Raw genomic sequence first — 24,859 nt, 5'->3', positions numbered from 1 at the left:
TTACTGTCAATATACAAGACTATCTGCCGCTAATATACAGAATAAGCAGCATGATTGAATTCCATACACTGTGGGCTATAATAGGCGCCACCAGGGAACCTGTTCTTTCATAAAAATAAGCTAATACAAAGCCCATCGCCGATATGGGGAGCACCCGGTAAATATCCATATGCAGGGCTCCAAAGAACAAACCTGACAGAAGCATTCCGACCGCCGGACCGAATCTGGCTCTAACCACAGGAAATACCATACCGCGGAAATATATTTCTTCACTCAGGGGCGCCAACACTGCAACTGAAATAAAAGGAAGCAGAAAATCCCCGCCTGACTTCACACCTGTCAGCAGTTTTTCTATATCCTGGGGAGGCGGAGGTCCAAAAATCCACAATACTATTAGTCCCATAATCCAGATTACTACTGCCAGGACAGCGCCCCCGGCAACTCCCATAAATAAGTTATACATCAAGTCATTACTGACCAGACCAAGATCCTTTCCGGAACCGCCCCTGCGCCATGTGAGCAAACTTACGGCCACAATCATAACTGCTGCCTGGATAAAAGCGCCCATAAAAAGGGCCAGGGTCTGGGGACTGTTTCCGGTTGCTTTCAGTGCTGCAATGGCCTTCATTATATAGTGTTTCAGGAAGCCGGCCGCAGGTATCAAAGCCAGCAGCATAACCAGGACCAGAACCAGATCCCACCATGACCACTTGGGGTACGGCGGGGGTAAAACAACATTTTTTGATTCCATTTAATTACCCCTGTACTTTACTTAGTTTCCAAGTTCTCCTGCCAAGAATAACAGATTTTACTTTGCCTGGCAAGATGCTTTCTACTGGATACTAACTCTGGCTAATACTAATTCAGGGGTTCTTGTAACTGCCTGCACTTATCAAGGTATTTTTCTACGGCCAGGACAAATGTGGCGTGGGACCAGGTCAGAGGTGACACTGACAGGTCTTCACCTGTATACGGATGAACCTGTTCTGCAAAAACTCCGCTGTCCAGAGCATACCTGACAGCCCAGTTTATAAGATCCCGACACTTTGCCAGTCCTTCTGAAGCTTTGGCGGTATCGGCAAACCATTCGGCCATCCAGAGAGTGCATATCACCCATGGGTTTCCGGGAACATTTTCAATATCCTCACTTTTCTTGAAGTAGTAATCATTAACGTACCTGGCAATCCCTCCCACCTCAGTTTTTACCCACAACTGTTCCATTACCGCATTCATGGTATTCACAACCCGGCTATCCTCTGGAGCAAATGCCCCGAACTCGAATATTCCATATAAACTGCTGTCAAGAGTAGTATCCTTTTCCAAGGTCCCGTCTTTGCAGGGATATACTGCCCTCAGAAAGCGTCCGAGCTGAGGACAGAAAAGGTACTTTTCCATTGCGCTTTTGACCTCAGAGGCCGCCTGCCCATACTTCACTGCAGCCGCCCGGTCATTAAGGGTTTCCGCAAAAAAAGCAGCAGCCTTTAACCCTCCGTAAACAGCGGCAGAGGTAAAAGTGAATATTCCCCTGCGTTCCTCCCAAAGATCAAAACTGGGCAAAGGCAGTTTTGTCACCGGGTCACGGTACGAGACCAGAAAATCGGCTGCCCTGGTTATCAGCCGGGGATACAGGGACTCGATGAATTCAAGGTTGCGATATACACTGTAATAATGGCCTAATGCAAATAGAACCAAAGCAGTTTCATCCTCCTGCAACGGAATCTGAACCTCACCGTCCCGGAACCAGGGATGCCAGCTGGAGCCGAGGGTCCCGTCAGCATTGTATTTATGGAGGAAGTAGCCGCCTTCAGTAATGATATCAGCACATAACTGATAAAATTTTTCCGTAATCTCCGGATAACCTGCCTTGTCCATGGCATAAGCTACCAGGGCGCCATCACGGGTCCACATATAACTGTAATGATCCCGATGATACATCAATACATCAGAATCGTTAGCCGCCAAAATGGCACCGCCATTATCGGTCTGGGTTCTTATAAGCAGCAGGCTGCGATGGTACATATCTTTGACTTCATCGGTAAGGTCGGCAAACCCCCTTCCTTTCTTATATACCCAGGCTGACCAATATGCTTCAATATCATCAAATATTTTTTCTGCTCCATTTTCCAGAATGTACTTGTTACCCCGTCTGACTTCTTTTATATTTGCTCCGGCAGCAATCCAATAATCTAATGAAACTGTGCCCCCCTCTTTAGGATTGCACCTGAAACTAATCACACTGTCCACAGACCCGTGAGCCACCGGACTCTGTTCCAGGAGTCCGTCCTCGGCATCTTTCCATGTTCCTTCGGCGCCCTTAAACCTCTTAATCCCCATTGCGTACTGGTAAATTCCCTGCCCACCGGTTCTTCCATTAATGAGGAAATATCGGTTCCGCTTGTAGTGACATATACAATCACGGCTTGGGTCATATATCGCCGTATCACCGACATCGGTCTCGTTTATAGAAAGGTCATGGGTAAAGAACAGGCGAATCTCACGTTTTTCGCCGGTGGTATCAGTAATGCGAACCTTCTTTATATACAAATCCTTCCTATAGTGAACAGCATCAGTAATTTCCAGAGAAATTCCGAGATTATTATTAACAGCCTCTGCATTGGTTACCAAGCTATTTTTCCGATAACCAGCTTTCCTTGACCACATATCATCATCAACCCATGAAAAAATTCCGTCGACCCATATTCCAAGCCTGTTGCGATGCCCCAGGATGTGATTTTCCAGGCCGACAACCGGATAGTACAAATCTCTCATATTCAGACCGCGGTCAAAGTTAATTAACATAGAACCATTGCCAATGGCAATATCTCTGGGCATATTCTGCAGCTCCGTTCCTTTGTTTTTACTGGTTTTGCCTAAATAAATTTCAGTTTCTGTGAGATAATAAAAAAGTCATTAAAAAGTCATTAATCATTATTCCACAAAGCCCGGTAAAATATAAAAACTCACCGGGTTCGCTGCTATCTTCCTGACGGGGAAAAGGAGGAGGGATCATGTATAATTTGGAGGCATTTATGTTAATACTGTTTTTCAGCATACTTATTTTTGGCGGAGGTATTTATTTAATGTCCAAGAAGAAGCCCATGGCTTATAAAGCGCTTCCTGGACCGGTATCGGTCCGGGAAATTACACCGGAACCTGAAACAGCAGAGGAACTGTTTCCCCGACTGGATTTTTTAGCTGAACCCGAACCGGATTCTGAACACGACTTCGTTCCCGAACTGCCTTGGGGATATGATGACAACAAAATAACCATTATGGCCAGAGACCCGGAAACAGTCTATGCATATTGGGATATCAGTGAACAGCTGCGCGACACCTTCGGGTTCAGCTATGGCGCCCGATGGAATGAATCCATGCCTGTATTACGGGTTTATGATGTTACCGGCATTGATTATTTCAACGGCGTCAATGCCAACAGTTTTTATGATATTATGGTCGATGATTCTGCCGGCTGCTGGTATCTCCATGTGGGTATCCCAAACCGAACATTTTGTGTTGACCTGGGCCGGGTGCTTAATGATGGCACCTTTGTTACAATTGCAAGGTCGAACTTTACCTCAACCCCCAGGAATACCCTGTCAGACAGGATTGACCCCGAATGGATGCTGGTATCCGGGAACCAGCGCAAACTGTATGCTCGTATTGGAAGCAAGGATGGGATGAGTTCATATGAAATATTCAAGAGTTTTATCCAGTGATTTCATATGATTATCCGGTAATCTCAAGATGAAAGGAATGATTTGATGCCCAAAGGATACCTGGCATTGGTGCTGCACACACACTTGCCTTATGTTCGGCATCCCGAACATGAGTTTTTTTTGGAAGAAAGATGGTTCTTTGAGGCTGTCACTGAGTGCTATATCCCTCTGATTAACGTCTTTGAATCGCTGGTAAATGACGGGGTAAACTTTCGGCTGACTATGTCGATAACCCCCCCGCTGATGTCCATGTTTACTGATGAACTGCTGCAGCAAAGATATTCAAAACATATTACAAACCTAATAGAGCTTGCTGAAAAGGAAGTTGCCCGGACTAAGTGGGAACCGCATTTTCACGAGACGGCTAAAATGTATCGAGACATGTTTATTGAGGCCAGCCGGACTTTCCATGACCGTTACCACAGGAACCTCTTAAATGCCTTCCGAAGGTTTCAGGATCTTGGAGTCCTGGAGGTAATTACTTGTGGAGCCACCCATGGATATTTCCCCCTGATAGGGGTAAAAAAAGAAAGTGTCCGGGCCCAGGTAGGTGTTGCTGTGGACCTGTACACAAAGCTCATGGGCAGAAAGCCGAAAGGCATCTGGCTGCCGGAATGCGGCTACAACCCTGGGGATGACCACATCCTTGAGGAGTTTGGAATTAAGTACTTTTTCGTCGATACTCACGGCATCATGCATGCAGATACACAGCCAAAATACGGCATATATGCACCTGTCTACTGTCCGTCCGGAGTTGCAGCCTTTGGCAGGGATACTGAAACCTCCAAACAGGTCTGGAGTGTTAATGAAGGTTATCCCGGAGATTTTGACTACCGGGAATATTACCGTGATATTGGCTGGGACCTTGGTTTCGACTACGTTAAGCCATATATTCATCCAAATGGGCAAAGGATTAACACCGGAATCAAATATTACCGGATTACAGGAAAATCCAATTACAAGGAACCGTATAACCCATACCGGGCAAACCATAAAGCAGCTCTTCACGCCGGGAATTTTATGTTTAACAGGGAAAAACAGATAGAATATTTGACAGGTGTACTGGACCGCAAACCCCTGATAATATCTCCTTATGATGCCGAGCTTTTTGGGCATTGGTGGTTTGAGGGCCCGCAGTTCCTAAATTATCTCATCAGAAAAATTGCCTGCGACCAGGATGTTGTTAAACTGACAACACCGGGTGATTATCTGGATGAATATCCTGTCAACCAGATGACCGTCCCCTCTGCGTCAAGCTGGGGGTATAAAGGGTTCCACGAAGTATGGCTGGAAGGAAGCAATGACTGGATTTACCGTCATCTGCACAAGGCCAGTGAAAGAATGACAGAATTGGCATCAATGTTCCCCCAAGCTGAAGGTGACCTGCTGAGAGCCCTAAAACAAGCGGCCCGCGAAGTACTGCTGGCCCAGAGCAGTGACTGGGCATTTATCATGAAAACAGGTACTATGGTCGATTATGCTCAGAAGAGGACCAAACAGCATATCCACAGGTTCACCGGCCTTTACGAAGATATTAAGTGGAATAAGATAAATCCTTCATGGGTCGCTGAGCTTGAATACAAAGATAATATTTTCCCTGACATTAATTACAGGCATTTTCTCCCTTACCGGCCGGTCAAAAGCAGCATTGCGGTCAACCTGTAATAAAAGATGAGGTCCAACTCAGCTTATTAACAAACTCTATATTTTTTAATTATTAAAATGTAGTAAGGGACAGGGGTAGATGAATTCCTCGGGCGGGCTACATCTCCTCCGGCAGCCGCTCCCGCTTTGCGGTCACGGGCCGGACGGACGACAGACTCCGCCCTCCGGAACACATCTACCCCTGTCTTATAACATTTTTAAAGTTCAATATCTCGACTGTGTCAACAGTCTTAGATGAGGAATTCCCCTCATCCTTTTTTAAGTCTCCTGGGGATATAATTTCCAAGAGACTTATAAGTTTAAAAAAGGAATTCAGGCATACTCCGTCGAAATTTAGTAATGTTTGCCACGGAATAAGTTTCCAATGAGGAATACTTCCAAGCCGACATACTACTAAAAAGGAGAGATGGATATATGTCCAGACTGCCCTGCAAAAAAAACCGCCTCTTTATCATCACACTCGGCCTGCTGTTTCTGCTGATATCAATTGTCCCAGCCTTCGCCAACCCGGCATCGCGAGCCACTCCCTTTAAAGATGTCGATACCACCCACTGGGGATTGAAAAATATAATCAAAATGAATGTCCGCGGGGTGGTTACCGGTTACACAGACGGAACATTCCAGCCTAACAAGCCGATCACCCAGGTAGAAGCCATCCTGATGACAATCCGCAATATGGCGATTACTGACCATCTTGCTACCATTAATACAGACCAGGATTTGCCGGTGGAGGTCCCTCAATGGGTTAGCGACTACTATAAAGCTGAAATGCTTTTTGCAGTACAGGAAGGGCTTATCATTCCCTCGGAAAATAATTTTAATTCAGCTGCGGGTGCCACCAGATCCTGGGTAACACAATTGATAGTGAGGTCTATCGGCAAAGACAGCGAGGCTTCCCAGATGTCTGGGGAAATGCCGGCTGTCAGTGATGCCGCAGCCATTCCTGAATGGGCCCGGGGTTACATAAGTGCAGCCATCAGGTATAAACTGGTTAACGGGTATCCGGACAACACCTTTAAGCCTTATCGATATGTCACCAGGGCAGAAATGGTCAAACTGCTGGGCGAAAGCGAGCAGTACCTTGACCTCAGTGAATCATTTTTATCTGCAAGGGTTGCCGGACAATCCGGACTGACTCTGTCTCTTTCCATAAACGGCACTATAGAAGACTTTAATATTAGCTCCGATACCTGGGTCTTCAAAGATGACGGCAGTTATACCGACTGGGACGGTATTTCGGAAAACGACCCGGTAAAAGTCATTGTTGACGGTGAGACTGTCAGGCTGGTGGAAATACTGGCAGCAGATGCGGTTGTGGACAGCTTAAGCGGTTCTGTACTCCAGGTCCTGCCCGCCGAAAACGTTATTGTAATTCAGGATACTGCCTTGAAAATACATACCAAAACACTTGCTGACTATGTGTCCTTTACAGCACAAACAGGGTCCTTAAGCGGGCTCTCAGATATTAAGACAGGTGACAATGTAACCTTGAACTGTAATATTTCCGGTGCGGTAATATCTGTATTGCTTCTCAATTCAGGTCAGAGCGCAGCCAATAGCGGTATTGTTTTCTCAGTTAATCCTGAAACCGGGCTGATTATCATTAAAAATTCACAGGGCATCCTGAATACCTACCAGTACTCTGAAGGAACTATAGTTACAATACCCCAGATAAGGTTTCCGGCAGTAACTGACCTGGAACCGGGGGATGAAGTGAAAATCGCCTTCACAGGTAATCTTATTACTGAAATTGAATTGCTGAAAGCCAAGCAGGAGATGACAGTTTCCGGAAAAGTACTTCTGCTGTCAGAAGAAAAACGGATTATTACCATTTCCAATGCAGACGGATTACTGCAGGCATTTGAGGCGGCAGAAGATGCCGAGGTCATTATTTCCGGACTTGACTACCCTCTATTCTCTAATGTACTGGTTAATGACCAGGTGACTCTAACTATCCAGAACGGAAAAGTCACCAAAATATCCGTCCAAAATAGAAATGTCAGGGATACGGTCAAAGGAACAGTGCTGGCAGTTGACACGGCAAATAGGATTATTACTCTGGAAACCGAAGACGGGGATGTGGAAATCTACGAAGTTTATTCCAGAGCCGAGTTTTATATTGATAATGATACCACCTCAGACATAGCTGATGTAGAGCGAAACCTCAAAGTAGAAGTACAGCTTCTCAATGATGAGATAATCTATCTGGAAACCAAAAATACTGTGGAAGGCACTGTTGTCACTATTGATGCCGACCGTGACCTGCTTACTGTAAACACCATTAGTTCCGGAACCAAGACATATGTCCTCTCAGATGACATTGATGTTAATATTAAGGGCGTCAGCAGCCCTGATCTCGATGATCTGGATAAAGGGGATTATGTTGAATTAAGGTTTGAAAGCAGTGAAAGCAAGGTGGTTGCAGATATCAATGTGAAAACCACCCTCAATTATCGGGTGATCAGGGTTTATGAGGACCCAGACAAACTTAAGGTAGAAGATGATGACGGTGATTCTTCATATCTTTATTTGGAAAGCCAGGTCACCCTAACTGTCCCGGGAATAAACTCCCCTGATGCCGAAGACTTCAGCCAGGGGGATTTGGTAAAGGCTGAATTTATGGGCAGCAGGCTGGTTAAGGTTGAATCTGTCCCGGTTACCTTCGGAAAAATTACTACAATAAATACATACACAAAATCCGTTACTCTAAGTACCTTTGCAGGGAAAACAGAAACCTTTGTCTTTGACAGTGACAGTGAAATTGTCAAAGACGATCGGGAATTCAGCCTGGTAACCGCTCTCACTACAGGAGACCGGGTCGAGGTTAAAGAAAACATTGATGGTGGGAAAACGTTTACCGTACTGAATAAATGCAGCGGCAAATTCCAGTCCCGCAATGACGCAGGCACCAAAATTTATGTAACGGAAAATACCGTTACCTGGTCTACCTACAACCTTAGCCCAGATGCATATATCCATTCAGGCAGCGCTTCTCTGAGCCTGGATAACTTCTCACAAAACGATTCAGTTGACCTGTACGTCCTGAATAATACCGCATATGAATTGGAGAAGAAGTAGTGTAAAGGGGCTGATAAACGGCGTCAGACTGTTGATAAAGTCTTGCATTGTTTTTGAGACTTAAAAATGTTATTAAGAAATGGGTAGATGTGTTATGGAAGGCGGAGGCGTTGCCCGCCGGAAGAACTCATCTGCCCATTTCCATGTTACATTTTAACTGTTTTTCAACTGATTAATCCTGTCAATATAAAAGTCAGCCAGGCTTTCGGCAAATTCGTAAGAGTATCCCTCGGAATAAACGTGATACCTGGGTTCTTCGGCATCGGGAAGTACCAGCGCCCACCCGTTGTCATGGTAAACCTTTACTCCATCCAGCAGTTCCACTTCCTGACCACTGCTTTCCTCAATCAGTTTTCTCATTACCCTGCCTTTGGCAGTCCACGGGCAGTCCGTCTCCTTTTTAATCATATTTATCTCAGGCAGTGCCGCAATTATGTCAACAAGATCAGTGTCCCTGGCAGCCATGTAATCCATAATCCGGACAACTGTTGAGATGGCATCAAAGGTAACTACAGACTGGTTAAACTGCCCCTGGGCTGCGATGAGCTCAGGCTTCATGGTTTCGTGCATAAATACCACAGGTGAGGTTTTCGTCCTGATAACTTTGCCATTTCTGATTTCTGCCAGGGATTCCACCACCCGGCTCCCTGTTACCGGAACTGCTACCACCGGATCCCGGGATGAATCCAGGATAACTGCTGACATCAGTGCTGTAAAGAGCGGTTCATCCAGAATCCGTCCGGACCCATCTATTAAAATGACATGTTCGGCATTACTGTCAAATACAACCCCCATATCCGCACCTGTCCCTGCCAGTTCAGGCGCAATTTTCTCAGCAACAGTCATCATCTGCTCAAACTCAGCATACCCATCAGGTCTGCCACCAGCTATTTCAGGGCTGTTCTCCATGATGTGGCCTGTCCCCGGTGCAAAATTGACTAATTCACAGCCCAATTCCCCAAAAACACAGGGAGCAATAGACTGCAGGCTGTCTCCTGGCAGGATAGCAGCTATCCGGTACTGTTCTTTCCTGATATCATCCCTGCAAACCATATCCAACAAACTGCGGATATATGATTCGGTGAGTCCGGGCATATATGTTGCAACACCCACCTGGTGTTTGGTTTTGCGTTGGAAATCGTCCCTTTCAAACTGGTTCTCAATTTTTCGTTCCATATCTCTGGAAATCATGGCCCCGTTTGCGGTAAAGAAATTGATGTTTATTGTCTCCGGGTCGGCAGCCGATGATTTTACGTGAATCCCCCCTTTGGCTGCAACAGCCCGAACAGCATGCCTGTGTACCGGAGTTACCAGAGTTCCGCCATCTGTCACCATTACCCCAACTGACATCAGACCCGCGATAATAGCGCTCTTAATCATTTTGGTGCTCCGGTGGTAATCACTGCTTACCAATACAGTAGCCCCGGAACCGGCAATAGTGCCGTAAACAGCCCCCAGTTTGGCGGCACACTCTGCGGTAAGGTTAGTATTCACTTTTCCGGAGACACCGTCAGTTCCGAAGAGATTACGGCAGGCCTTTGTCCCCCACACTAGATGGGTATCAACAACCGTACCCTTTTCCACCAGCTTGTGTGGCCAGATATTGGTGTTGGGTTTAACCCGCGCATTTTCTTCGATGATACTCTCTTCACCAATAACTGCACCCTCAAATACCGCTGCCCCATCCTTTATTGTGACCCGGCCACAGATGACAGCGCCCCTTATTTCGGCCTGTTTGCCAACATGTGAACCGTTCCAGACCACTGCCCGTTTTATCGAAGCATTATTATCCACCCTGCAGCCGTTGCCTACTACCACATGTGGACCAACTACCGCTCCCGGACCAATATGACAGTCAGCGCCAATAATAACCGGAGCCTTTATAATGGCAGCCGGGTCGATCCGACAGTTTTCACCGGTATATATACCGTTACCCGCGGAAGCCGTCCTGACCTCAAGATTAACCTTGCCTTCCATAGCTGCAAAATGGGCTTCCTGATACTGTTTCAGGCTACCGATATCACACCAGTATCCTCTCAGATTTACCCCAAAGAGAGGCATATTCTCCCTTAGCAGGAAGGGGAAAAGGTCTTTACTGAAATCAAATTTGGTATCTTCCGGAATATATTTTAAAACTTCCGGCTCCAAAATGTATATCCCGGTATTTACAGTATCACTGAAAACCTCTCCCCAACCCGGTTTCTCCAGGAACTGCCTGATGGCTCCCGAATTCTCCGTAATCACAACGCCATATTCAAGGGGAATCTCCACAGGGGTAAGTACAATTGTAGCCAGAGCCCCCTTTTCGCGGTGGAATCGGATGGCCTCTGTCAGATCAAAATCAGTCAGAGCATCTCCACTGACAACAATAAAGGTATCCCTCAGGAACCCCTTAGCGTTTTTGACACTGCCTGCGGTGCCCAAAGGGGTGTTTTCGATAAAATATTCCATGCTGACTCCAAAACCGGACCCGTCACCAAAATAGTTCTGTATTTCCTGCGGCATATACTGAAGAGTGACACCAATTTCATTAATTCCATGCCGTTTCAGAAGCTCCACCGTATATTCCATTACCGGCCTGTTAAGCATCGGCACCATCGGCTTGGGCCGGTTACAGGTCAGCGGCCGAAGGCGTGAACCTTCTCCACCGGCCATAATAATTGACTGTACCAAGGTATCTTCTCCTTTCAGTGGACTCTCTGCCCGGGAACATTTGCCCTGCCAAGGCTTTTTACTTTTTCATAAAGAGCCGAGAGAGGATCTGCTGCCCTCCAGGTATCAGTATGCCAATCCGCCCTTTTGGACTGAGTGATTACTGCTTCATAAACTTCCAGGGTCTGGCCGGCAACCGAAAACCAACTATATTTATTTCTGGCCTTTTCGTAACCGTTTTTACGCAGACGGTTTGCCAGCGCCGCATCCCCAAGTACTGCCATGATGTTATCTGCCAGTGAATTGGCGGAACCCACATAACATTTCATCCCATCCCGACCGTGTTCCACTATTTCACTCAGCCCTCCGGTGTCAGAGACTACCACCGGTGTCTTCGCTGCCATCCCTTCCAGAGCAACTATACCGAAGGGCTCATACAGGCTGGGAAATACAGCGGCACTGCTCTGAGCAAACCAGCGGTTTCTGGTAGCATCATCCACATAACCGGCAAAATAAAAGCGGTGTCCGAGCCGCTTTTCCCGCACCATACTGCGCAGGTGCTCTTCATAGGGGCCGGTACCGGCCACGACAAATCTGGCCTCAGGAAAGTATGACAGTATCTTGGGTGCAGCCTCAATTAGCACCTGTACCCCTTTTTCCCGAACCAGTCTGCCAATAAAGAAAATATATTTTTCTGTGCCCTTGTGACGGTAATCAGAACCAGTCTCAAAATCCTCAATAGTAACACCATTTGGTATGATCCTCAGCTTGTCCTCAGGAAGCTGGAAAAAACCCTTCAGTTCCCTATGCATATAAGTACTGCAGACTATTACTTTCCAGGCTTCAAAAGTGAGATACCACTCGACATCACTGATATACCTCTGGTTCTCATTGTGCAGTCCATTGTTGCGCCCAAATTCCGTTGCATGAATTGTAGCCACCAGGGGCACTCGGAATGAATGCTTCAGCGCCCGCCCCGCAAATGCAGCCAGCCAGTCATGGGCATGAATGATATCAACACCCTTGATGGTGTTAAGCAGAGTTACTGCATATTCAAGCATCGAAAAATTAAGGTGCAGTATCCATGTCCTGAAATCTGGGGCTGAGATGCTGTAAGGATAAATCCGGTGTACCCGGACACCTTCATTTTCCTCATAGGGCACAGCATCATCCGCGCCGATTGTAATAACATGAACCTCCGCCCCATGCCTGGCAAGAGCCTTGGACAGGTGATACACATGCTGGGCCAATCCCCCAACGTTTTTGGGAGGGTACTCCCAGGATAACATCAGTACCTTCATCTTTGAACTCCTCCTTATTTCCTCTCCAGCTTATTTTACCTTAGGAGTAAATCCTTTATTCTCTATGGTGACGTATAGTATAGATTTTTCGCACTACCGCAGAAATTCTCGTACAATACGCCACCAAATTAGTAAAATTAAGGCAGGTAATTTCCCGAGTAACTTGGGAGATTACCTGCCGGTTATGATTTTCATCACCTAACCACCTTAAAAACAGGCTTCGGCGAAATACCCGCTTCTCTATATCTGGCAGTATGCCAGGGCTGTTTTTTGGAGCTGTTTAGCAGCTTATTAAGATAGGGGCAGATGTGTTCTGAAAGGCGGTGTCTGTCGTCAACCGGTCCAAACCCGCTTTAGTGGGTTTGGGTAACCGGTTGAGATGTCGGGGGCCCCCCCAATCCGTCGAAACCCCGGCCTTTTTAAAAGCCCGGGGTTTCGGTAACGGATTGGGGGCCCGCCGTAAGAACACATCTGCCCCTATTTACATTGCCGTTAAATAGCTCCAAAAATTACAGCCCTAATACTGCTTCCCGTCATGAATCTCAAAACTCCAGTTATGACCCCAGTTATTATCCCAGTGCTCCGCCCCATCCTTAAAACAGAAGTTTAATCTGGTAGCATCATCGGCATGCAGGGTTTGTTCCCAGCCGCGCCCGGTGCGTAGCATTTTCAGGTCTTTTATCCCATGCCACTGATCGTGAAACCCAAAACCGGCATGTAGATAAACATCCTGTGCTCCGGATCTTGACAGGAGGCCATCATATATAATATTAACGTGCTCTCCAAGGGTGATGGGAGTGGGATAAACATTGACACCGCTAACGTCATGCATGCCATCGGAACTGCTATGGCTCACATGGTCATAATCTAAATGGTCCATCAAATTTCCCCCCTAATATTTTTCTGTAATTAGTATTCATATACCAGGGGGTTTTTATATGTGGTAAATAATACAGCTAAGATTATTCACCCGAAAGCTTCACGATTGATTTTACAATCGGGTCAATCTTTTGAAGGTTGTATTGGGAGTTGAGCTTGAACCCTCCTGCCAAGAGCCTTTCAGATGCATTCCGGGATCCAGTCCGCACTTGGTCTATGTAGGTCTGAGCGCTCATATTGTTGACATTAGGGTCTTTTACCATAAGGTTATTTGCCGCTCCTGTAACGCCATTATAAAGATTCAGTCCCAGGGCCTTGTCTTTTTCCTCTATTACCTGAGCGCTGTGAAAAAGCTGAATCAGTGTCTCTGACTGGGGATAAAAGGCCCGGTATATATTGTAGGCCTCATCTTTTCTGCCTGAAAGATAGAGCGCCCAGGCGTAAGATTCGGTGATATCCTTGTCTCTAAACTGGGAATTATAAAGTTCCCCAAGAAGCCCGAGACCTTGATTCATGTCACCTGTATCAATTTGTGCCTTTGCCAGCGCCAGTTTCTTGAAAGGATCTGAAGGATCGATATCAAAATGGGCTTTTGCGGTTCTGACATATCTTTCTTTTTCAGTATTGTTTAGTCCCTCAAGGTGATATTTAAAATCATATGCTGCACTCAATACCTCATACAATTTTTCTTTGGCAGCATCGTAACCGTAGGCATCATATACTGCACTGTTCACAGAATCCGCGTTGCCCTTATGCTCCTTCTGAACCATTTCATAAGCTGCTTCACCCAGGTTAATAGCCTCATTCCATCTACCGGCCATAATCTGGTCAACCACCAGATTGATTTCGCTATCCAATTCTTTTTGCAGCGCTTCCCGGGACTTGGCAGGGGCCTTAACTGCAGACTTGTTTTGATAGACTTTGTCCGAGACAGTTTCCGGCTTTTCCCGGGAAGGAAGTATGGAACTCAATTTGGACAGGTTAAAAGAACAGCCACTGACAAATACAAGAGATGTCAACAATACCAGACCCAAGACAAATGGTTTCCTTGTCATTAAAAAGTACCCTCCCTCGATCTTTTAATTTCTCCGGCAGCCCTTCAGGGTTTTTGGCAAAAACTCGTCCTAAAAATAAGGAGACCAGTCTTCTCGGAAAAAGACCGAAGAAAGACTGGTTTGCTTGTAAACCGTTAAACTTCGGTAACCCGGCTGTCCTTTAATAAACATACCTTATAGGACCCGTGGCTTTGCGTCCCCGTCTTGCGAAGGGTTTGCCCTGTCGGTTTTAAAATTCTGTTATTAAATATATCGTCAAATATTTAGGCTAACATTAGTGTTTTCAAAACATTTCTCCTAAAATTACAGATTCTTTATCAGCTCATCACCGAATTCAGAGCACTTTACTTCAACTGCCCCATCCATCAACCTGGCAAAATCATAGGTGACGACCTTGCTTTCAATAGTTTTTTCCACTGATCTGTAGATGAGGTCTGCAGCCTCCTGCCACCCCATGTATTCCAGCATCAGAACCCCCGAAAGCAGCAGAGAACCCGGATTGACCTTGTCAAGACCGGCATATTTAGGGGCTGTGCCATGGGTTGCTTCAAATACCGCATGACCCGTCATGTAATTTATATTTGCCCCCGGGGCAATACCGATGCCTCCCACCTGTGCTGCCAGAGCATCGGAAATGTAGTCGCCGTTAAGGTTCAATGTGGCAATGACATCATACTCTGCCGCCCTTGTCAATATCTGCTGCAGGAAGGCATCAGCAATAACATCCTTGACAATAACCCTGCCGTCTTTTTCAGCTTCGCTCTGAGCCCTGTCGGCAGCTTCTTTGCCCTGTTCAGCGCTGATTCTATCATATTGGGTCCAGGTAAATACCCGGTCACCAAACTCTTTTTCCGCAACCTCATAGCCCCAGTTCTTGAATGCCCCTTCGGTAAACTTCATAATATTGCCCTTATGTACCAGGGTCAGGCTCTTACGATTGTGCTTTATGGCATATTCGAGACCGGCCCTCACCAGCCGTGCTGTACCTTCTTTGGAAACAGGCTTGATGCCAATTCCTGAGGTTTCCGGGAACCGGATTTTTTTCACTCCCATTTCTTCCGTAAGAAAACGAATTACCTTCTTGACTTCATCACTACCTTCAGCCCATTCAACACCGGCATAAATATCTTCTGCATTTTCACGGAAGATAACCATATCCACAAGCTCGGGATTTTTCACCGGAGAAGGAACCCCGTTATAGTACCTTACCGGCCTAAGGCATACGTATAGGTCGAGTCCTTGTCTCAGAGCAACGTTAAGGGAACGTATCCCTCCCCCAACCGGAGTCGTCAGTGGTCCTTTGATGGCAACAATATACTCCCTGATTGCAGTCAGGGTGTCATCCGGCAGCCATTCACCCGTTTGGTGAAACGCTTTTTCCCCGGCAAGCACCTCAAACCACGCGATTCTCTTTTGGCCTCCATATGCCTTGTCCACCGCAGCATCAAGCACCCTTGATGCCGCAGCCCAAATATCCGGACCTGTCCCGTCCCCTTCAATAAATGGAATTATGGGATAGTCAGGAACAGTTAAGCAGCCGTTCTGAAAAATAATTTTTTCTCCTTCTTTTGGCATGTCATAATTACTGAATAATGCCACAACCTCTCACCTCTTCATCTTTGTCTGTAAACGGGTAATTGACCCTTTAAACATTTTACCCTATATTGCTGATTATTTCCACTAAAAAAGAAGACGCCTCAATGGAGGCATCTCTTTACACCTGGGAACCATACACATCCTCATAGATATATATCAGCTCTTTATCAAACAGCGACCTTTTAAGGTCAACTGCAGTAGAACGAACCCTTCGCAGCAGTTCATTGGCCTCTTCTTTGGTAAGATGAATCCCATATTCAGCGAATTTCACTATCAGGGACTTGGTACCTGAGTGCTTTCCTATGATAATCTGTCTTTCCAGACCTACGTCCTCCGGCGCAAAAACCTCATAAGTCAAGGGGTTTTTGATGGCCCCATCTGCATGTATCCCCGATTCATGGGCAAACATGTTCGAACCCACTATAGCCTTCCAGGCAGGAAGTTCCCGTCCTGAAGCCAGAGAGACATATTCGGCTACCGTCCGGAACATCTCGGTCTTGAAGCCCAGGTCAATTCCACCTATATGCTTTAAGGCCATGACGACTTCTTCAAGTGCGGCATTGCCCGCCCGCTCACCCAGTCCCAATACCGTAACCCCGGCATGTGTGGCTCCTGCCTTAATGCCGGCCAAGGTATTGGCTGTCGCCATGCCAAAATCATTGTGGGTATGCATTTCTACTTCCAGGTTCGTGCTCTCTATCAGGGTTTTAACCCGGTCATATGTGATGAAAGGGTCAAGAATCCCGATGGTATCACAATAGCGAAGCCTATCCGCTCCTGCCTTTTTGGCTTCGGCGGCAAAACGAATCAGAAAATCCATGTCGGTCCGGGAAGCATCTTCAGCGTTAACCGAAATATACAGCCCTGCCTTTTTTGCAAACTTTGTTGCCTGGATCATATTTTCCAGGACCCGCTCCCGAGTTGTCTGAAGTTTATGCTGGATATGTATGTCTGATGTCGAAATCGATATTGCCACTGCATCTACACCGCAGTCTATACTGTGCTCAATATCTGAAATGACCGCCCTGTTCCAGCCCATAATGCTTGCCTTAAGACCGAGTTTGGCGATATCCGTGATAACCTTTTTTTCATCCCCGCCCATTACCGGTACCCCGGCTTCAATCTGGTGGACCCCGATTTCATCCAGAAACTTGGCTATTCTTATTTTTTCCTTGTTTGCAAATACCACACCGGCAGTTTGTTCTCCATCGCGCAGTGTCGTATCAACTATCCTGATATTCTGCTCCGCCACATGTTTCCACCTCTTCTTTCGCTGTCTGTTTAGCTGCAGCCCATAATTTTATGTATTGGTCCTTTTTTAAGAGAGCCATTTGTTAATATTTTACCATGAAAGGCATTAATTGAGAAGTAAAAAATCTGCCGCATCAGCATTTTATGCCGAGTCACTCTTTTAAATAAAAAAATTGGCCCCTTTTGCCAGGAACCAATATATACAATTTCTTAAAAAGTTATATCCATTTTATCCATCACATTTTGTATTTTGTTAAATACTGTCACTTTATCTGAGCCGGCGAACAAAAGTCCAACCGCCCGGCGCTTATCATCAACTCCCAATGCGCCGCTGTCTCCTCCCTGTGACATCTCACTGGCCAGTATCTGGTCGTGAAACTCCGCCTCTGTACCGTCTCCCATTTCAACTGATACAGTTGCATTGACAACCTTTACTGTCCCCTTGGTTACTCCTGTTGTGCGACCGCTTTTTATGATAGTCATACCGGGTTCAGCTTCCGCCACACCTGTTATTTTGCCTATCTCTAGAAGCTCAGCATTAAGCTTTTTCGGGTTTTCCGGTTTAGCTAATGCAGCATCTATAGTATTCCCGGTACTTGATTCGCGCAAAAACTTGACTACATAATGCGGCGCCATAAACCGGCATGCCACATTTGCCCAGAACTCAGCAGCCGCGGCCTTAGGGCAAGACGATTGGTTAAGCGTCTTATCTACCGGCTGAAACCGATGCAGCCGGCCAATCAAGTCCTTATCCATCAGCCCTCCGTCATGGGGCCCGGGGAGAAGTATCGGGTCTCCGATCTTAGCCCGGTTATCCCTGCCGTTACTTGAATTGGCCAAAACATGGTTATTGGAAAGTATCAGCAGTTCTCTTGTTTTCCGATCTTTAACAACAGCGCCAAAAGTGCCGGCAGTAATTTTGTAATGGCCGATGCTCATTCCCGGCTGGGCCGGACCGCCTCTTTTGGTGCGGTCAATAGCGCCCAGAAGACGGATATCACCAACCTCAATTACATCTGTAACAACCCCATCAATATCTTTGGGTACAATGTGCTGAGCCTCAAGCTCATTTTCGGGGAACTTATGCCTTACCAGGACTACAATACCCTGCTTAGGCTCACCCGTTGAGGCGCGAACAGTTTCCTTATATCCGACTCCCACTCCTACCACATTTTTCATTGCCAGCAGCTTGTTCCGATGCTTGTCAAGAGCGGAACGAATCTTTTCCACACAATTTCCTCCTCTCTACTCTTAACCTGAAATTCAATACATTATATGCAGAACAGGTTTTTTGGGGAATTAGAAGGAAGAAAAAAGTAAAACCGCCTTCAGGCGGTGGCAAAAGAGCGGGCATAAAATTCATCTAACTGTATAATAATGTTACCAAAAGGTATAAGGAGGTAAGGTTCTGAATGCGGAGTACTTTTGTCAGGTTTGGCGTTGACCGCTGTCCGGCCACCAAAAATTATTCCAGCGAGTCCTTTTGTCATCAATGTGACTTCCTTTGCAAAGAAAAAAAAGGGCAGTGTGAATGCTCTTTTTCCCAGTTCGGCAAGAAAGGGGAGAGCAACACAAGCCACCCTATTACTACATTTTATCCCTAAGCAGTTGATTAACCACACCCGGATTTGCCTGGCCTTTGGTTGCCTTCATTACCTGACCTACCAGGAAACCAATGGCCTTGTCTTTTCCGTTTCTAAAATCTTCTACCGACTGTGGGTTCTTGGCAATAACCTCATCTATAACAGCCGCAATGGCGCCTGCATCACTAATCTGCTTCAAGCCTCTGGCCTCAATTATCACTGAAGGCCGTTCCCCCTTTTCCTGCATGCCTGCAAATACATCCTTGGCTATCTTTCCGCTGATATCACCACTGTCAATAAGTTCAATCAGTTCGGCAAGGTTAGCAGGCGGTATGGGGAAATCAAAATCGGCCACACTCATTCCGGAGGTGTTGATATATTTCAGCAATTCACCCATCACCCAATTGCTCAGGGCCTTGGCATTAGCGGTGTATTTCAGTCCCTCATCAAAGTAGTCGGACAGTTCCTTAGAGCCCGTAATCACTTCCGCATCATACAGAGGTAAGGCATAATCTCTGGCATATCTCTCTTTGCGGGCATCCGGCAGTTCCGGAAGTGTCTGCCTGATTTCTTCGATCCATTGTGGGGAAATCACCATGGGAACCAGGTCCGGATCGGGAAAATACCTGTAATCATGGGCTTCTTCTTTACTGCGCATTGAGAGAGTAATTCCCCTGGCCTCGTCCCAGGTTCTTGTTTCCTGGATTACTCTGCCCCCGTCCTCAAGCACTTCAATCTGCCGTTCAGCTTCGTATTCCAGGGCCTTCTGGAGCGCCCGGAAGGAATTCATGTTCTTTAGTTCAGTCCTTGTCCCAAACTCTTTTTGTCCTACCGGTCTGACCGAGATGTTGGCATCACACCTTAGGGACCCTTCTTCCATCTTGCAGTCAGAAACTTCGGTATACTGCAGGATTGCCTTCATTTTCTCCAGATAGAGCCTGGCTTCCTCCGGTGAACTGATTTCTGGCTCAGAAACAATCTCTACAAGAGGAACACCCGTCCTGTTATAGTCCACCAGTGAATAACGTGATGCAGCCATAGTCTCACCCTCATGGACCAGTTTACCGGCATCCTCTTCCATATGGACCCTGGTAATACCAATTCTCTTCTGCTGCCCATCAACAGTAATATCAAGATACCCATGTTCGGCTATGGGCAGGTCATACTGGGAAATTTGATAGTTCTTGGGCAGGTCCGGATAGTAATAGTTTTTCCTGTCAAATTTGCTGTACTCAGCTATGGTGCAATTCAAGGCCAGCCCTGCCTTGATGCCAAATTCAACAACCTTTTTATTGGTAACCGGCAGGACACCCGGCAGTCCCAGACAAACAGGACAGATATGTGTGTTAGGATCCCCTCCGAATTCAGTTGAAGAACAGCAGAAAATCTTTGAAGCTGTCTTGAGTTCAGAATGAACCTCCAGGCCGATAACTATCTCATACTGTGTCGCCATATAACTTCACCTCATTAGTCTCTCGGAATCTTTTATTCAGGCTTAATCAAAGTTTAGGTCTGCTTAAATGAAACCCGGTATTCTGCTCAAAGGCATAAGCCGCCCTGAATAAGGTGCCTTCACCGAAAGGTCTGCCCATGAGCTGCAGCCCTACAGGAAGCCCGTTCACAAAGCCGCACGGAATTGTTATCCCGGGAATACCTGCCAGGTTCACGGAAATCGTAAATACGTCAGACAAGTACATCTGCATCGGGTCATCTGATTTTTCACCGAATTTAAATGCCGGTGTCGGGGCGGTAGGTGAAATCAGAATATCAAAGTTTGCAAAGGCCCTGTCAAAGTCTTGCTTAATAAGAGTCCTCACTTTCAGCGCTTTGAGGTAATAAGCATCATAATACCCCGAACTGAGAGCATATGTACCAAGCATAATCCTTCGCTTGACCTCAGTTCCGAACCCCTCACTTCTGGTCCGCATAAACATGGTCACAATATCTTCAGCTGACTCATCCCGGTAACCATACCTGACTCCGTCATACCTGGCCAGGTTTGAACTGGCTTCTGCCGGAGCAATGATATAATATACCGGCAGTGCATATTCGGAATGCGGCAGTGAGGTCTCCTCACAGACAGCGCCGAGCTCTTCGAATTTTTTGATGGCATTATTTATCAGTTCCTTAACTCCGGAGTCTGTACCTTCAACAAAGTACTCTTTGGGAATACCTACTCTCAAACCCTTTACATCACCGGTAAGGAATGAAGTGTAATCAGGTACGGCAAATTCCGCTGAAGTGGAATCCTTAGAGTCGTGTCCGGCAATTGTACCAAATACCCGGGCACAATCCCTGACATCTTTGGCAAAGGGGCCAATCTGGTCCAGAGAAGAGGCAAAAGCTATCAACCCATATCTGGAGACAGCGCCATAAGTGGGCTTAAGTCCCACCACACCACAGAAGGAGGCCGGCTGCCTGATAGAACCGCCGGTATCTGAACCCAGGGAGTAGATGGTCTCATCTGCAGCAACCGCTGCTGCACTGCCGCCGCTGGAGCCTCCAGGAACCCGGTCTGTATCCCAAGGGTTGCGGGTGGCAAAAAACCTTGAGTTTTCGGTTGAGGAACCCATGGCAAACTCATCCATGTTAGATTTCCCGATTATGATTGCGCCGGCCTCTTTTAATTTTTCGACAACAGTCGCATCATATGGAGGCACAAAATTATGGAGCATTTTCGAAGAACATGTGGTTAAAATACCTTCTGTACACATGTTGTCTTTGATGACCACCGGAATTCCTTCCAATGGGCCGATTACCTCGCCACGGCCAATTTTGGCATCAACTTCAGCGGCTTTCCCCAGGGCTTTGTCCCTGGTCTGGGTAACCAAAGTCCTTACCTTTTCTTCAACTTCATCAATCCTCTTAAAAACAGCCTGAGTAAGCTCTACTGAGCTGATCTCTTTATTGGCTAATTTATCATGAAGTTCATGTGCGGTTAGTGCATTGAACTGCAACTTGCATCCCTCCTGCCTTGCTTTTATAGAATCCGGGGCACCTTAAAACTGTTTCCTTCCTTTGCCGGCGCATTTGCCAGGCCTTTTTCATTATCGAGGTGCTCAAACACCTTGTCCTCCCTGAAAACATTTTTAAGGGGAAGAACATGGGCTGTAGGCGGAATATTCTCTGTATCAAGTTTATTTAAAGCCTCAAAATACTCCAGAATCTCGCTCAGCTGGGTCGCATAGGTTTCCTTTTCAGCATCTGATAATTCCAGCCTGCCCAGTAGAGCTACATGTTCAACCTGTTTCTTGGTAAGCATAGTCTCACCGTCCTTGTTGGAATAGTGACCGGCAGCGTGAGTTCAGCCGCCTTAAAACCTTGGTATTACAGGGTTCCACGATATTTTATTATATCAGATTAGCAGTTTGATTACAAGTAATGGCGAAATTGGTTGAACTAATGATTAGCCCCATTTTTTTCAAAGTGTAACTATTCCTCCAATGGGAACACTATTGACTGAAAATTGTATTGGAGGTGAAAATGTGATATATCTAAAATCCCATAACGGTGAAGGCGACTACGTTTCCTGGTCACATATCAAGGCTGATCCCACATCTTCCGACGGTAAAAATGTTAAAATCATTTATGATGGGTTACTGTCAAAATCAGGCGCCGACCAAGTATTTATGAGAGCAGGTTTTGGAACCCGGCGCGGCTGGCAGTCAACCTATGACCACCCACTAAAGAAGTCGGACAGGGGTTGGGAATCACCGGTCCTGCACATGAATGACGATCAGTTGAATTTCTGTTTCAAGGACAGCGCCAGTAACTGGGACAACAATAATGGAGAAAACTGGACTTATGTCATAAAAGATTAAGAAGGTTAGGCCCAGCCTAACCTTCTTAATCTTTAGCATTTGTTATCCTTCATCTGTTATAAAATCCTTTTTGCCTTGTGTTTTTTACTAGATTAACCTGTCCGCTGTATTCCTGTTTTTGTCTATCCTGTAAACCCCTTCAATTGCAGTACCCGAATTCTTCATAATTTCCACCGACTCATGCAAGCTATCCGGAGGAATCTTGATCGACAGACCACAGCTGGAAGAAATTATTCTGGGCACCGGCATAATCACAAAAGGGATTTTCCCGGTCTCCTGAAGTGTTTTTTCGGCCTGCAGCGCACTATGGGTATTGGGGAATATAATGGCACAATAGTCATCCATTTTAATCAGGTCCCCTATTGACAGTACTTTGTTATGGTCTGACCTCTTGGTTGGATTATGTACCAAATTAATTCACCCCGCAAATCTTACCCATAATCATGATAACAGCAGCAGCCACTTATTTCAATAGTTTTGCCGATCCTACTGAAAATTAAAAACTTCCTGCAGTTCTTCAGCACTAAAGTCCCAGGTGGCATTGTGGGGGGGCACTTCTTCTTCGAAGAACTCCGGCAGCTGGTCATCCTTTTCGGTGAACCCCGCTGCCTTGTTAAATTCCCGTTCGGTAATCAATACCGATTTACCCAGCCCGTTGATGTCATCGGCGCTCAGGTTTAGTCCATACTGGGCATTAAGCATATCCACCACAGCCTGGAAGGCCTCGGGGTTGTCCAGCATGCTAAAGGCCACAAAGAGGCAGAGCCCGGCGCTGTCAATTGCTGCTGTGGCAACCTGCAGGTCTCTGGAGAGTTCCACATTGCCTTCCTTCTCGAGTGGGCTGATATCACCACCAACCTTCAGAATATTGGTGGCCACCGAGTACCCTGCCGTGTGGTCGGCTCCCATGGGAGTTGTGGCATAAGTCACGCCGATACCCTTCACCGCCCTGGGATCATAAGCAGGAATTGCCTGGTCTTTCACAGTAGGAACCCTGGTAACCCCAAATGCCTTCCCGGTAAAAGATGCCCCATTTCCGATTATCCTTCCCAGAGGGGATCCTTTTTCTATCTCCCGCAGCAGGCCAAGCATCCCCTGCCCGTCGCCGAATTCCAGTAACCCGCCTTCCATAGCCACCGCCACCGCAACAGCTGTTTCAATGGTATCTATCCCAATATCATCACAGATGCGGTCCGCCTGGGCAATTATGTCCAGGTCATCAATGCAGCAGACCGCACCAAATCCCCAAATGGTTTCATATTCAAATCCGGCAGTAACATAGTTTCCTTCCTTATCGTTATACACCTGCGAGCAGCTAATAACACAACCGGCATGACAGGTATGGGTCGGCTTGCCTTTTCGTTCCACAATAGTATCATACATAAATTCACCACTTATCTTATGTGCCCCTTCAAAACGCCCCATGCGGAAATTCCTTGTCGGCAAACCCCCGGCCTCATTGAGGATATTTATGAGTACATTGGTGCCATATTTTGGCAGTCCCTCCCCGGTAACCGGGTGTTTTTTCAGGGCATCAGCAAACACCCGCACGCCCTGTTTGAATCTTTCGGGGTCAGCCACAGGTACACCGGGAGCATCGCTGTCATCAACTGTAATATATTTGATTCTCTTGGAGTTCATCACAGCTCCCAAGCCGCCCCTGCCGGCGCTGCGGATATTACCGTGCGGGTCTTTTACCGAGATATTTGCTGAAGACAGCCCGTATTCCCCGGCCTGACCAATGGTAATCACACCTGTTTTATCACCGAGCTTTTTGCTTAAGGTGTCGATTACCTCATAATTACCCTTTCCTAACTGTTCACTTTCTTCCTGAATTTTTATCCCGTTTTTATCAACGTGCAGGTTATAATACTTACTCCCATCAGACAAACCTTCGATAATAATTGCCTTTATCCCTAAGCGGGCAAGCTTCTGGGAGGCTGTCCCCCCGACATTGCTTTCCTTGATCCCGCCCGTGAGAGGACTCTTAGCCCCGACAGACATTCGGCCCGAGTTAGGGGCTGCCGTTCCGGTCAGCAGGCCGGGGGCGAATACCAATTTGTTTTTCTTCCCCAGGGGATGGCAGGCCGGTTCTACCTCTTTGGCCACAATTGCTGAAGTAAGCGCCCTTCCGCCAAGGCCTTTCCATTCATCCGGGACATCCTCTGCTTTTACCGTCAATTCGTTCATATTAACCCGGTATATTTTCATCTGTTTTTCCCTCCTTGATTTCATGATACGTCTTATTATTAGCAGTAGAGG

Annotated in this window: 18 protein-coding genes and 1 riboswitch; of the genes, 4 read left to right on the top strand and 14 right to left on the bottom strand. The window is 46.6% G+C overall.

Annotation, left to right across the window (positions count from 1 at the left end):
* Positions 1-19: 19 nt before the first annotated feature.
* Entirely contained in the window at positions 20-751 is a 732-nt protein-coding gene (locus Ga0451573_RS17925; RefSeq protein WP_231685535.1) for a CPBP family intramembrane glutamic endopeptidase, read from the bottom strand.
* A gap of 107 nt (positions 752-858) precedes the next feature.
* Positions 859-2,832: a glycoside hydrolase family 15 protein gene (locus Ga0451573_RS17920; protein ID WP_231685534.1), complete on the bottom strand. Its 1,974-nt coding sequence runs from the start codon at positions 2,830-2,832 to the stop codon at positions 859-861.
* Between the two features lie 176 nt (positions 2,833-3,008).
* On the opposite strand from Ga0451573_RS17920, the gene Ga0451573_RS17915 reads away from it, so the two are divergent.
* The 3 genes from Ga0451573_RS17915 (at position 3,009) to Ga0451573_RS17905 (ending at position 8,459) form a co-directional block, all read left to right on the top strand.
* Positions 3,009-3,716 (top strand): DUF4912 domain-containing protein, encoded by a 708-nt coding sequence (locus Ga0451573_RS17915; RefSeq protein ID WP_231685533.1) that lies wholly within the window; start codon positions 3,009-3,011, stop codon positions 3,714-3,716.
* Between the two features lie 45 nt (positions 3,717-3,761).
* Complete coding sequence (locus Ga0451573_RS17910; protein ID WP_231685532.1) at positions 3,762-5,381, top strand: glycoside hydrolase family 57 protein; 1,620 nt, start codon at positions 3,762-3,764, stop codon at positions 5,379-5,381.
* Positions 5,382-5,795: 414 nt separating this feature from the next.
* Positions 5,796-8,459 carry an S-layer homology domain-containing protein gene (locus Ga0451573_RS17905; protein ID WP_231685531.1) on the top strand — a complete coding sequence of 888 codons (2,664 nt, stop codon included), beginning with the start codon at positions 5,796-5,798 and terminating at the stop codon, positions 8,457-8,459.
* 153 nt (positions 8,460-8,612) lie between these two features.
* Here Ga0451573_RS17905 and Ga0451573_RS17900 read toward each other — a convergent pair whose 3' ends face one another.
* The 10 genes from Ga0451573_RS17900 to gatC all read right to left on the bottom strand — a co-directional run bounded on the left by Ga0451573_RS17900 (position 8,613) and on the right by gatC (position 22,038).
* A complete protein-coding gene (locus tag Ga0451573_RS17900) occupies positions 8,613-11,132 on the bottom strand; it encodes a sugar phosphate nucleotidyltransferase (RefSeq protein ID WP_231685530.1) in 2,520 nt (839 codons plus the stop codon).
* 14 nt (positions 11,133-11,146) lie between these two features.
* A complete protein-coding gene (locus Ga0451573_RS17895; protein WP_231685529.1) occupies positions 11,147-12,412 on the bottom strand; it encodes a glycosyltransferase family 4 protein in 1,266 nt (421 codons plus the stop codon).
* Between the two features lie 517 nt (positions 12,413-12,929).
* A complete protein-coding gene (locus Ga0451573_RS17890) occupies positions 12,930-13,292 on the bottom strand; it encodes a carbohydrate-binding protein (protein ID WP_231685528.1) in 363 nt (120 codons plus the stop codon).
* 82 nt (positions 13,293-13,374) lie between these two features.
* Positions 13,375-14,346, bottom strand: coding sequence for a tetratricopeptide repeat protein (locus Ga0451573_RS17885; protein WP_231685527.1), 972 nt, complete (start codon positions 14,344-14,346; stop codon positions 13,375-13,377).
* 140 nt (positions 14,347-14,486) lie between these two features.
* Positions 14,487-14,576: riboswitch (cyclic di-GMP riboswitch) on the bottom strand.
* Positions 14,577-14,649: 73 nt separating this feature from the next.
* Positions 14,650-15,945: an NADP-dependent isocitrate dehydrogenase gene (gene icd / locus Ga0451573_RS17880; RefSeq protein WP_435052300.1), complete on the bottom strand. Its 1,296-nt coding sequence runs from the start codon at positions 15,943-15,945 to the stop codon at positions 14,650-14,652.
* A 115-nt stretch (positions 15,946-16,060) separates the two neighbouring features.
* Complete coding sequence (gene nifV, locus Ga0451573_RS17875; RefSeq protein WP_231685526.1) at positions 16,061-17,194, bottom strand: homocitrate synthase; 1,134 nt, start codon at positions 17,192-17,194, stop codon at positions 16,061-16,063.
* A gap of 209 nt (positions 17,195-17,403) precedes the next feature.
* Positions 17,404-18,423 carry a S1 family peptidase gene (locus Ga0451573_RS17870; protein WP_231685525.1) on the bottom strand — a complete coding sequence of 340 codons (1,020 nt, stop codon included), beginning with the start codon at positions 18,421-18,423 and terminating at the stop codon, positions 17,404-17,406.
* A 357-nt stretch (positions 18,424-18,780) separates the two neighbouring features.
* The gene (gene gatB, locus Ga0451573_RS17865; RefSeq protein WP_231685524.1) at positions 18,781-20,229 is read right to left on the bottom strand and encodes an Asp-tRNA(Asn)/Glu-tRNA(Gln) amidotransferase subunit GatB; all 1,449 of its coding nucleotides are present in this window, start codon (positions 20,227-20,229) and stop codon (positions 18,781-18,783) included.
* Positions 20,230-20,275: 46 nt separating this feature from the next.
* On the bottom strand, positions 20,276-21,733 hold the full coding sequence (gene gatA, locus Ga0451573_RS17860) for an Asp-tRNA(Asn)/Glu-tRNA(Gln) amidotransferase subunit GatA (protein ID WP_231685523.1): 1,458 nt from the start codon (positions 21,731-21,733) through the stop codon (positions 20,276-20,278).
* A gap of 23 nt (positions 21,734-21,756) precedes the next feature.
* Positions 21,757-22,038 carry an Asp-tRNA(Asn)/Glu-tRNA(Gln) amidotransferase subunit GatC gene (gatC, locus tag Ga0451573_RS17855; RefSeq protein ID WP_231685522.1) on the bottom strand — a complete coding sequence of 94 codons (282 nt, stop codon included), beginning with the start codon at positions 22,036-22,038 and terminating at the stop codon, positions 21,757-21,759.
* A 223-nt stretch (positions 22,039-22,261) separates the two neighbouring features.
* Here gatC and Ga0451573_RS17850 point away from each other — a divergent pair, with 223 nt between their 5' ends.
* Positions 22,262-22,597, top strand: a complete 336-nt coding sequence (locus Ga0451573_RS17850) for a carbohydrate-binding protein (RefSeq protein ID WP_231685521.1) — start codon at positions 22,262-22,264, stop codon at positions 22,595-22,597.
* Between the two features lie 87 nt (positions 22,598-22,684).
* On the opposite strand, the gene Ga0451573_RS17845 is transcribed toward Ga0451573_RS17850, so the two are convergent.
* Positions 22,685-23,008: a putative Se/S carrier protein gene (locus Ga0451573_RS17845; protein ID WP_231685520.1), complete on the bottom strand. Its 324-nt coding sequence runs from the start codon at positions 23,006-23,008 to the stop codon at positions 22,685-22,687.
* 75 nt (positions 23,009-23,083) lie between these two features.
* Positions 23,084-24,808 carry an aldehyde ferredoxin oxidoreductase family protein gene (locus Ga0451573_RS17840; RefSeq protein WP_231685519.1) on the bottom strand — a complete coding sequence of 575 codons (1,725 nt, stop codon included), beginning with the start codon at positions 24,806-24,808 and terminating at the stop codon, positions 23,084-23,086.
* Positions 24,809-24,859 lie beyond the last annotated feature (51 nt).

The organism is Phosphitispora fastidiosa (genome assembly GCF_019008365.1).
GTDB lineage: Bacteria > Bacillota > Thermincolia > Thermincolales > UBA2595 > Phosphitispora > Phosphitispora fastidiosa.
Note: the sequence above shows the minus strand (reverse complement) of the source record. Positions and strands in the feature narration are given on the sequence as shown.

What these genes read in the sequence shown, in the direction of transcription:
- Ga0451573_RS17910 (WP_231685532.1), top strand. Translation starts at nt 3,762, where the DNA reads ATGCCCAAAGGATACCTGGCATTGGTGCTGCACACACACTTGCCTTAT.
- Ga0451573_RS17915 (WP_231685533.1), top strand. Translation starts at nt 3,009, where the DNA reads ATGTATAATTTGGAGGCATTTATGTTAATACTGTTTTTCAGCATACTT.
- Ga0451573_RS17885 (WP_231685527.1), bottom strand. Translation starts at nt 14,346, where the DNA reads ATGACAAGGAAACCATTTGTCTTGGGTCTGGTATTGTTGACATCTCTT.
- gatB (WP_231685524.1), bottom strand. Translation starts at nt 20,229, where the DNA reads ATGGCGACACAGTATGAGATAGTTATCGGCCTGGAGGTTCATTCTGAA.
- Ga0451573_RS17905 (WP_231685531.1), top strand. Translation starts at nt 5,796, where the DNA reads ATGTCCAGACTGCCCTGCAAAAAAAACCGCCTCTTTATCATCACACTC.
- Ga0451573_RS17925 (WP_231685535.1), bottom strand. Translation starts at nt 751, where the DNA reads ATGGAATCAAAAAATGTTGTTTTACCCCCGCCGTACCCCAAGTGGTCA.
- Ga0451573_RS17920 (WP_231685534.1), bottom strand. Translation starts at nt 2,832, where the DNA reads ATGCCCAGAGATATTGCCATTGGCAATGGTTCTATGTTAATTAACTTT.
- Ga0451573_RS17895 (WP_231685529.1), bottom strand. Translation starts at nt 12,412, where the DNA reads ATGAAGGTACTGATGTTATCCTGGGAGTACCCTCCCAAAAACGTTGGG.
- gatC (WP_231685522.1), bottom strand. Translation starts at nt 22,038, where the DNA reads ATGCTTACCAAGAAACAGGTTGAACATGTAGCTCTACTGGGCAGGCTG.
- Ga0451573_RS17890 (WP_231685528.1), bottom strand. Translation starts at nt 13,292, where the DNA reads ATGGACCATTTAGATTATGACCATGTGAGCCATAGCAGTTCCGATGGC.
- Ga0451573_RS17840 (WP_231685519.1), bottom strand. Translation starts at nt 24,808, where the DNA reads ATGAAAATATACCGGGTTAATATGAACGAATTGACGGTAAAAGCAGAG.